This is a genomic window from Desulfosarcina sp., from assembly GCF_033791525.1.
Classification (GTDB): domain Bacteria; phylum Desulfobacterota; class Desulfobacteria; order Desulfobacterales; family Desulfosarcinaceae; genus Desulfosarcina.
In genome coordinates, this window is the sequence record NZ_JASJGN010000061.1 from 1 (window position 1) to 10,071 (window position 10,071).

The following is a 10,071-nucleotide window of genomic DNA, read 5'->3' on the forward strand; positions in this document are numbered from 1 at the left end:
ATTGACCCGCCAGTTTGCCTTTCAGCTGGAAACCCCCACCCAGTCCCAACAGGACAACACCATCGAGCTTCAGATGCCCTTTATCCGCTATTTTTTCAAGGACGCCCGGGTCGTAGCCATGGGCGTACCGCCGACGGCCGAAACGCTGGCACTTGCCAATTCAGTTGTGGAAACAACCCGGAAACTGGATCTGAGCATGGTTGTCATCGGGTCAACGGATCTTACCCACTACGGCCCCAACTACGGCTTCACCTCAAAGGGCGCCGGTTCAAAAGCCGTGGACTGGGTGCGTGATGAAAACGACCGGCGCGTGATCGATGCCATGATCCGCATGGACCCGGAAGCCGTGATCCGCGAGGGCCTCAGCAACGACAATGCCTGCTGCTGCGGGGCTGCGGCCGCCGCCATCACTGTCGGCAAGGCCATGGGCGCCAAAAAGGCCCACGAGCTGGCCTACGCCACCAGCTACGACAAAAGCCCGGGAGACAGCTTCGTGGGGTATGTGGGGATGCTGTTTTAAAAAACAGGGGTCAAGTGTGACACCAAAGAATTATAGCGCCTTAAAGCCAGCATATCAGAAGTAGAACGAATGAAAAAACCTTTTAAAATCAATGGAAAAAAGACCCTCGACCCCTGGAATCCTTGAACCCTTGGACCCTTTTCACTTATAATTCTTTCTGTATCTCTTCCAACCGCTCACTGACCCGCACCGGATAAGGTTTTGCATCGTCGAGACATTTGTAGCGCTGATCCAGTCGTTCGAAGTTCCTGGCAAAACGTACCCGGATTTCCTCCAGCGTCGGCATCGGCCCCACGGGTCTGCCCATTTCCATGGTCGGCCGCAACAATGCGGTGGCACCGTTTACCGTTTCACCCCTCACACCGATGACGTCTCCAAGAAAACGGCCATCGGCAGTTGTGTGGCGAAACACCTGCTTTTCACCGGCCAGGGTGATTTTGCCTTCGCTGACTTTGCGCACATTCCGAACGCCAAGCCGCACCATCTTGTAAACCATATCCAGGTAGGGCGCGTCGGCTGACACGCCCATGCGGGTGCCCACGCCAAAGGCATCGATACGGGCACCGCCTGCAATCAGGCGCTCCAGGGCATACTCGTCAAAACCGCTGCTGGCAAAAATCTTCACCTCCGGCAAACCCGCCTCGTCCAGTATCCGGCGCACCTGCTGGCTAAGGACAATCATTTCCCCGCTGTCCAGCCGGACTCCCTGCAGGGCATTCCCCTTTTGCCGCATGCGATTGCCCACCATGGCGGCAGCCCCAGCCCCTTGCAGCGTGTCGTAGGTGTCAATGAGAAAAACAGCACTGTCCGGAAACAGATTGGCATAGGCCTCGAAGGCATCGGTTTCCGATTCAAATGCAGTCACGAAGGAATGGGCCATCGTACCGGAGATGGGGATACCCCAGGTCTTGCCGGCCAGCACATTGCTGGTGCCCGAAAAGCCGGCAATATAGGACGACCGCGCCACCGCCATTCCCGCATGGCTGCCCTGGGTACGGCGCAGGGAGAAGTCGACGATGGGCCGGCCGGAAGCGGCATGCACGCAGCGGGCCGCCTTGGTGGCCATCATACTGGCAACACCCAGGGTATTGATCAGGTAGGTCTCGATGATCTGGGCCTGAATCAGGGGCGCCGTCACCTCCATCACGGGCTCGTCGGGAAAGAAGATCTCCCCTTCGGCCATGGCCATGACATCCCCGGTGAATCTCAGTGTGGACAGGTGGGCCAGGAATTCGCGGTTGAACCGGCCGGTCTGCGCCAGCCAGTCGATCTCCTCATCGCTGAAATGAAAACGGGTCAGCGCCTCCACCACCGCCTGAAGCCCGGCAGCCACGAAATAGTTCCGCCTGGGGTGGGGCCGCACAAACAGGGAGAAAGTCGCCGGGTCATCCATATGCCGGTCGAAGTATCCGGCCGCCATGGTCAGTTCGTAAAGATCGGTGAAAAGGGGCCCGGGGAACTCGGGGAAACTCATTGGATGGTCGCTCCGTACAACCGGTCCATCCGCTTGAGGGCATGGCTGTGGGCCTCGGCATCAAAATCGGCCACGCCGTCACGCGGCACGAGGGTCCGGTAGTCCCGGTTGGCCAGACCGCCCACGGTGTCCATCACACAGATGGAGGTGCACACGCCCACCACTTCCACTTCCTCGGGACCATAGGCAACCAGGATCGTTTCCAGGTCGGTACCGTAAAAGCCGCTGTAGCGGGTTTTCGGCAGCACCCGTTCGCCGGGCTGGGGGGCAAGCGCTTCGATAATTTGGCTGCCCCAGGTGCCGGCGACACAGTGGGGGGGGAACTTTTCAAACTCCCGGTCGTCTTTGGCGTGCGCGTCCTGAAGGTAGACCACCAGGCTGCCCGCCCGTCGGTGGGCCTCCAGCCGCAGTCGCACGAAGGGGACAATATCACGGGCGCCCTGCCCGCAGTACAGGGCGCCTTTTAGGTCAATGAAATCGTTGAGCATGTCAACGACGATCAATGCCGCTTTGATCAAGAAAACCCGCCTTTCCGGGCGTTCGTTTGCCCGTCGATTGATTGAGCCAAAATAGTCCTCAAATAATCATTTGTAAACATTGCAATATAAAACACTTGAACCCTTTTCGAACGAGTGGTGTTGATTAAGCCTTGCGTCACTGGTACTAATGGTTCTTGGTAATTCCAAACCACTGGCATATCGATCTGCAGGCAAGAAAGCTTTATTTGCATGAACCCTGACGTCTATCGGGAAATCAAGCGCCGGATTCTCTTTTTGGAGTATGCACCGGGGCAGATCCTCAATGAAAATGTCCTCGCCAAGGAATTCGGCGTCAGCCGAACCCCCATGCGCGAGGTGCTATACCGGCTGTCTTGGGAGCAGCTGGCCCGCATCATCGCCCGCACGGGCACCATGGTCACCCAAATCGAATTTCAGACAATGATGCACACCTACCAGACCCGCCTGGGCATCGAAGGGGAGGTGGGCCGGCTCTGTGCGGAACTGGCCACGGATGACCACCTGGAAGCGATCCGCGGGATTCGTGAAGATTGCGAGCTGTTGACTGGACACAAAGCGCCCGATTCCCTGGTGGAAATCGACCGCCGGTTGCGCCAAATCGTCCATGACGCCACCGGCAATCCGATACTCCAATCCGTGTCCGACCATCTTTACACCCTGACCTTCCGCTTGTGGTACGTCACCCTCGACAAGGGCGACTGGCAGCAGGAGGTCCGGGAAATGCTGGACGAAATCGAGGCCACCCTGGCCGGCATGCAAGCCAGGGACGGCATGGAAACGGCACGCGTGCGGCGCGACGCCCTGGTACGCCACTTCGACCGAATCCGCGCCAAGTATCTGAGGGTGCCCGGCGAGGTTAAATTATAACGTCTCTGGTTTTATCAAAATAGGAGGAAACGTATGAAATACATCATCTATCTGCTGGGGTTCCTGTGGATTGCGGCCGGGGCGATCGCCATCCTGTACACGGACGACTACAAGGCCTATTTCAAAGGGATGATGAACCGCCTGGACCGTAAAATGCTGGCCATCATCCCCGCCGTTTTCGGCCTGCTGCTGCTCTTTGCCGCATCGTCGACCACCCACAGCGGATTTATCAGGCTGATCGGTATTCTGGGAATCGTCAAAGGCGTTCTGATCTATTTCAACCCCGGCGGCCTGTTCGAAATCAGCAAAGATTGGGTGGAGACGTTTTCGGACCAGGGATACCGGCTGGTGGGGATCATCGCCCTGGTCTTGGGGACTGTAGTTATCTCCTGGATTCAATAATTGAGGGCTTCTTAAAAAGCCCGATATCGGCGTTACGCTTCATCCTTCGTCAATTCGGAGTACTCTGTGTACGCCTCTTTCCTCAGGACTCGCAAGCCTGGATCTCGGGCTTTTTAAGAAGCCCTCGGGGAATGCGGCTTTATGCGAGGTATCAATAATTGAACCGCGATAGTGAGCGCATTCCTCGCCGCTTGTCGGAGCGAAGCAGAGATACCGAGCACCGGTGCGGCGGGGTTAGCGAGCGAACTGAAAATAGACTTTCATCCTTACGGTGAACCCTCCCCGCGGCTTGCCGCGGGGAGGGTTCAATTGTTTAAATCGGAATAGGACAAACAACGGATGCGTCAGCGTTTACCTACGGGAGGAGCTGTCTTGCGATGGTCCCTTTTTGTCCTGCTGCTGGCCGGCCTTCCGCTGCTGGGCATCATCGCTGCAGGGCGGGATCCCGCACCCTACCTGGAGATGCCGCCGACCACCCGCTATGTCTCGCACGCCGGTTTTTCATGGCCGTGGTTTTGCTTTTTTGTCCTTGCCGATCTGCTGTTGATCGGCGGTCTGTTGTGGGCCATTCACCATGGCCGGCAAAATAAACGGGAAGCAACCAAGAGGCCCGATCTTCCCCGGGCGTTGAAAATGGCCACCACCACTGCAGGTTTTCAACACCCCAGGCGCTTTCCCTGGTGGGGCTGGGCCGGAATGGCCCTCTGCCTGGCCTTCTGGCTCCTGGCCTGGAAGCGGTTCACCTGGTTCTGGATCCTCCAGCCCCACACCTTCCTGCCCATCTGGGCCGGCTTCATCCTTGCCGTCAATGCCCTTGCAGTCAAACGCAGTGGCAGCTGCCTGGTGCTGCGCCGGCCGCTTCGGTTTCTGCTGCTCTTTCCGGCCAGTGCCGGATTCTGGGGGTTCTTCGAATACCTCAACCGCTTCGTCCAGAACTGGTACTACACTGGCATCGAAGGCATGGGGCCCCAAGAGTACTCATACTACTCCAGCCTGGCATTTGCCACGGTGCTGCCCGGGGTGCTCAGCATGATCGACCTGCTGCTCACCTTTCCCGCCCTTGGAAAGGGCCTGGCACGCTGCCGGCCGTACCATCTGCCTTCCTCCCGGTGGATTCCCGTAATTTGCCTGCTGGCCGCATGCTTCGGGCTGGCCCTGATCGGCATCTTCCCGGATCAGCTCTTTGCCTTGCTGTGGGTATCGCCATTGATCATCGTCCTGTCCATCCAGGCGCTGGCCGGCCGGCACACGCTGCTCTATCCTTTGAGGCACGGGGATTGGCGGCCGCTGGTGGTTCCGGCCCTGGCGGCCCTGGCCTGCGGGTTCTTCTGGGAGATGTGGAACTACTTCAGTCTGGCCCGCTGGACCTACACCATCCCCTTCGTACAACGCTTTCACCTGTTCGAAATGCCGATTCTGGGATACGGCGGATACCTGCCTTTCGGGCTGGCGTGCCTGGTGGCGGGATCGCTGGTTATCGGCGATCCATTCGGGTGGGAAGATGCGGATCACCTCAACGCTGTTTCCGCTCCGGGAAACCGCTAAAACCATTCCAGCGAAATCAATTCTCAGTATGATGTCCTGATTTAACAGGTAAACCGCTGTTATTAAAAATAATCACCCCTGATACGGAAAGATGGGACCGTGATTTTCATACTTTCGTGTATTATGTTTTAAAGCGTGAATGGGTTATCGCGTGTCCGGGCTCCAGGAAAGGATTGCTGAAATGAAACGGTTTGCCTTGTTTATGCTTGTATTGGCTTTTTGCACCCACTGCACAAATGGGCGCACGCCGTCCACCATTGAGGACGTGGGACAAACCAAGACCAGCGCGACAGCATCCCAACAGCAATCACGGACGGGCACTGCCCAGCGGGCATACATCGATCCCGAGACCGGTGAACTCGTCAGCCCGCCTGAGCAGGAAACACCTGCCGCAAGCGAGTCCATCCAACCGTCCGCCTTCAGTATCTCCGCAGAAACGATGGAAGAAGCGTCAAGCCCCGTGCCGGGCGGGGGGATGATGATCGATCTGAAGGGCCGTTTTCAAAGCCCGATTGCGGCAACCGTCGAGGGGAAGGGCAAAACAATGATCGAACACCCGGCCAATGGCAAGATGGAGTGAAACCATGCAGAATCGCAAAAGATTACCGGTTGCGCTTCTGGTGGCTGCCGTGACAGCTGTGGCCCTTGGAACCCCCGGCCTTATCCATGCTCAGGCAATCATCGTCATCGATGTTCTTGACGCGCCAGGCGAGGGATTCAACGATCCCGGTGCCCCTGACCCGGCCTCGACCGCCGGCGGAAATACCGGAGCAACCCTTGGGGATCAGCGGTTCGTCGCCTTCGAGCACGCGGCTTTAATATGGGCCGGCCTGCTCGACAGCAGCCAGGCAATCGTCGTCGGCGCAACATTCGATCCGCAGCCGTGTGAAGCCACGACTGCCAGCCTCGGTGCTGCAGGCACGAACACGGTGCACCGCGACTTCACAGGGGCGCCGGTGGTCAACACATGGTATCCTGCCGCGCTGGCCAACGCACTGGCAGGAGCCGACCTGGCGCCGGGAATGGATGACATCGACGCCATTTTCAACAGCGCCATAGACGATCCGGCCTGCGCATTTCCAAAAGTCTGGTACTACGGCCTGGATGGAAATCCGCCTGCGGGAGCCATCGACTTTGTCAGCGTTGTGCTGCACGAACTGGGTCACGGCCTTGGTTTTCAAACATTCGTGAATCTCGGCACCGGCACCAAGCTCAATAATTTTGACGACGTTTTCATGCTATGGCTGGAAAATCACTCGACCGGAGAACTTTATCCCGAAATGACTGATGAGGCGCGTGTTTCAGCGAGCGTCGATTCGGGAAACCTCCATTGGGTCGGCCCAGATGTGGTTGCCCAAAGCGGCGGATTGATTTCAGGCCGCCACCCGAGCGGCCACGTGGAGATGTTTGCCCCCGACCCGCAAGACCCCGGCTCATCGGTATCACACTTCAGCACCGCACTGAGTCCAGACGAACTGATGGAGCCGTCGCTCACGGGTGCAACCCACGACGTGGGGCTGGCCGCGGCATTGATGCAGGATATCGGATGGTCCGCCTCCTCGTTGCCGAGGACAACAGCCGGCGCGCCACTTTCCGATGGCGGAGGCGGCGGGAGTTGTTTCATTGCCGCGATGACCGGATCACTCAACATAGCCAGATAGTAACCCGGCATCCATTGTGTCTCAGGCACGGCCGGGAGAAAACCCCGCATGAATCGGCCTCACCATTTTTCTCCTTAGAACCGGTCTGGCGTCCCTGACGGCAGCCGCCGTTTGGATGATCGCGCGGTATTTCTTGGCTTGAAACGATCCTCGATTTCAATTAGAGTCGATGCACCCGTAAAGCTCCTTGCCGACGTTTTCTGCCTGTAATGACCCGTAACATTCGGGAACGTGCCACCAGCCTTACTGTCAACCGTGCTTCCGGCATAAGCGGCTGGCTATCCCGGCGTTAACTGGCTGCTCATGCTCTGTCCCATCACGGGCATCCTTATCCGGGATCGTTTGGCTGCAGTAAAGGAATTTAACAACCAGGAGAAGACCGGTCAGTTAAATTGCCCCGCCGATCCGATGGTCGGGTGTGATTGCCGGGCCGGACGCCACCATGCAAAGTACAAAAACGACCACTGAACAAATGATGCGGAGCCGATGAAGATGCCCACGTCTGAAAAGGAAAAAGAAGCGCCACTGCTCTGGGACTATGTTCCCATTGCCGAGTACAAGCCCCCTGCCCCACCCGTAACGCAAAGCGTAAGGGAACGGCTCACCTTTTTTCGGCGCCTATTTGGACGCGGCGAAAAGGAGCAGGAACCGCCTCTCGAAGGGACAGAGAACATCCAGGCGTTGCCTGACTGGCAGCTCGAATGCATCGCACCCGCTCCCGAATGGCACGATCCGTCAGAGGCGCTGGACGTTGAACTAAAAGACTGGCTGGCGCAGGAAAAGCCGGTTTCACCGGTCATTGTCATGGTCGGACCGCCCCACAACGGTCATTGCGAGACGCTTACCACCTGGGCACAGCGCCAGCAATGGCCGATTGTCTCCCCACCCACGACAACGCAGATACTGGCCGGCGACGAAACCTGGCCGCCCAGACAGATCGGCGATGGCACCGCCTGGGTTTTTCCCTGCTTAGAGCGCGCCTACCTGCGTCACCCCGAGGGCTTAACCCTGGTGCGCCGCTTTCTGGCAAACGCTTATGCCGGCAACCTGGGGCGCGGCATCATCGGTTGTGACAGCTGGGCCTGGTCCTTTTTGCGTCACGTCTGGCGCGGACGGGTGCCCGTCACCGTAACCCTCCAGGCCTTCGACGAAACTCGCCTGGCGCGGCACTTCCGAAAGCTGGCCGATGCTTCTGGCGACAGACCGTTGCGCTTTCTTCAATCAGAGGACGGCCGAGACGTCCTGCCGCCGCCGGATGCCGAAGAGACATCCGGTGAAACCAGCAATTTTCTACAGCTTTTGGCGGCCCACAGTCGGGGAATATGCGGGATCGCCCATGCAATCTGGCACGCCAACCTGCAATCCGAACTGGATGAAAAGCCTAATGGGAAGGGTGACGACGCTGCATACCGGATCGCGAACCAGACCATTTGGGTGACGCCCTGGTCCCAGATTGCCCACCCTTGCCTTCCTTCCGGTGCCGGTCGCGATGAGGCGTTTGTCCTGCACACCCTGCTGCTGCATAACGGGTTGCCCATGGAACTGATGGAGCAGCTGCTGCCCCTGTCGCCCGGCCAGACTATGGGAACGTTGATTCATCTGGAAGAGAGTGGGCTGGTGGCCCAGGATGAGACGGTCTGGCAGGTCACACCGCAAGGCTATCCGGCGGTACGCCATTTCCTTCAGGCAGGCGACTACCTACTTGATCAATTTTAGGAGATAAGTATGAACGGCTCGGGTGATGTATCCGCCATTTTTCGCACGTTGGGTCAGGCCAATCTCGTTCAGATCGGATTGATTGTGTTCGGGGCCTGGCTGTTGATCACATTGAGCACGCGCCTCCTGCCGTTGCTGGCCAACAGGGTTTCCAGCCGGTTTCGTTTCTATCTGCTGGCCTCGGTGCCGGTGCTGCGGCTGTTGGTTATCATTGGCGCCTCAGTGCTGACGGTCACCCGCGTGATCGAACCGACCATCGAGAACCTGATGGTATCGCTGGGAGCCATAGGGCTGGCCCTTGGCTTTGCATTCAAGGATTACGTCAGTAGCCTGATCGCCGGCGTCGTGACCCTATATGAAGCACCCTATCGCCCCGGCGACTGGATCGAGGTCAACGGGGCCTATGGCGAAGTAAAATCCATCGACATGCGCAGTGCCGAAATCGTCACCCCTGACGATACTGTGGTGGTTATCCCCCACCTAAAATTATGGGACCAGCTTATTTTCAACGCCAATGACGGTGGGCAGAATCTGTTATGTGTCGCCGACTTCTACCTCCATCCCCGCCACGACGCGGAGCAGGTCAAGCACACACTCCACGATGTGGCATTGACTAGCGCGTTTCTGCAGATCGACAAGCCGATCAACGTGATCGTTCTGGAAAAGCCCTGGGGAACGCACTATCGCCTAAAGGCCTACCCGATCGATCCGCGCCAGCAGTTTCATTTCATCACCGATCTGACCGTTCGCGGCAAAGCCGTGCTGATTGAATTGGGTGTGGAATTTGCCGCCATGCCCGCCGTCTCGCAGGCACCTTCATAAGATAGCCCGCCGCGAACAGCGGGGTATGAACCCCAGGCGTTCTAAGAAGACCCGTGGATTTTTAAAAAAAGACCTGATGGATGGGAACTATGCTATATTCTCAAAAAAGATCCAGCCATACTGTTCCGGTTAATACATAATCGCTTTTGTCATTTTGGATAAAAGACGTGCCAACGATACCTTCACCAGGTAGTGTGTAAAAAAACCGAATCCACCGCGAGTTGATTGATTTAGTTTTTTCAGAATTGAAAAGGCAATAATTCGGGGATTGAATAGGGTTATTGGCATGTCCTAAAAACAAAAGGTGGAAAATTTAAAAACGCATTTTCCACCTTTCACACGCAATACGCCAATACATGGAAACTTTTCCACGTATTGCCACTGTTAGGCGAGAAGGTTAATGAACGTTGTCAACATTCATAGACGTGAGTACCCGGTCGCATCAGCGGAAGTCGGTCGTTTGGTTGACACGCTATCGTCAGAAAACGATTTGTTGTGGCCACACGCGCTTTGGCCTCGAATGAAATTCAATAAACCACACTCTCC

Annotated in this window: 10 protein-coding genes; 8 read left to right on the top strand and 2 right to left on the bottom strand. The window is 57.3% G+C overall.

The genetic code is table 11. From position 1 onward, the window contains the following. Positions 1–520: AmmeMemoRadiSam system protein B (gene amrB / locus QNK41_RS02950; protein ID WP_319253586.1), on the top strand; the 520-nt coding region annotated here is incomplete at its 5' end. 145 nt (positions 521–665) lie between these two features. Here amrB and QNK41_RS02955 read toward each other — a convergent pair. Continuing rightward, a complete protein-coding gene (locus tag QNK41_RS02955) occupies positions 666–1,994 on the bottom strand; it encodes a nicotinate phosphoribosyltransferase (RefSeq protein ID WP_319253588.1) in 1,329 nt (442 codons plus the stop codon). Then, the gene (locus tag QNK41_RS02960) at positions 1,991–2,512 is read right to left on the bottom strand and encodes an isochorismatase family cysteine hydrolase (RefSeq protein WP_319253590.1); all 522 of its coding nucleotides are present in this window, start codon (positions 2,510–2,512) and stop codon (positions 1,991–1,993) included. The genes QNK41_RS02955 and QNK41_RS02960 overlap by 4 nt, the downstream gene beginning before the upstream one ends. Positions 2,513–2,722: 210 nt before the next feature. Here QNK41_RS02960 and QNK41_RS02965 point away from each other — a divergent pair, with 210 nt between their 5' ends. The 7 genes from QNK41_RS02965 (at position 2,723) to QNK41_RS02995 (ending at position 9,525) form a co-directional block, all read left to right on the top strand. Further along, the gene (locus QNK41_RS02965) at positions 2,723–3,379 is read left to right on the top strand and encodes a GntR family transcriptional regulator (protein ID WP_319253592.1); all 657 of its coding nucleotides are present in this window, start codon (positions 2,723–2,725) and stop codon (positions 3,377–3,379) included. A gap of 33 nt (positions 3,380–3,412) precedes the next feature. Continuing rightward, a complete protein-coding gene (locus QNK41_RS02970; protein WP_319253594.1) occupies positions 3,413–3,781 on the top strand; it encodes a hypothetical protein in 369 nt (122 codons plus the stop codon). Positions 3,782–4,153: 372 nt separating this feature from the next. Beyond that, on the top strand, positions 4,154–5,326 hold the full coding sequence (locus QNK41_RS02975; RefSeq protein ID WP_319253596.1) for a hypothetical protein: 1,173 nt from the start codon (positions 4,154–4,156) through the stop codon (positions 5,324–5,326). 181 nt (positions 5,327–5,507) lie between these two features. Next, positions 5,508–5,906 carry a hypothetical protein gene (locus tag QNK41_RS02980; RefSeq protein ID WP_319253598.1) on the top strand — a complete coding sequence of 133 codons (399 nt, stop codon included), beginning with the start codon at positions 5,508–5,510 and terminating at the stop codon, positions 5,904–5,906. A gap of 4 nt (positions 5,907–5,910) precedes the next feature. Beyond that, positions 5,911–6,987 carry a hypothetical protein gene (locus QNK41_RS02985; RefSeq protein WP_319253599.1) on the top strand — a complete coding sequence of 359 codons (1,077 nt, stop codon included), beginning with the start codon at positions 5,911–5,913 and terminating at the stop codon, positions 6,985–6,987. Positions 6,988–7,479: 492 nt separating this feature from the next. Further along, on the top strand, positions 7,480–8,703 hold the full coding sequence (locus QNK41_RS02990; RefSeq protein ID WP_319253601.1) for a hypothetical protein: 1,224 nt from the start codon (positions 7,480–7,482) through the stop codon (positions 8,701–8,703). 9 nt (positions 8,704–8,712) lie between these two features. Next, complete coding sequence (locus tag QNK41_RS02995) at positions 8,713–9,525, top strand: mechanosensitive ion channel family protein (RefSeq protein WP_319253603.1); 813 nt, start codon at positions 8,713–8,715, stop codon at positions 9,523–9,525. Positions 9,526–10,071 lie beyond the last annotated feature (546 nt).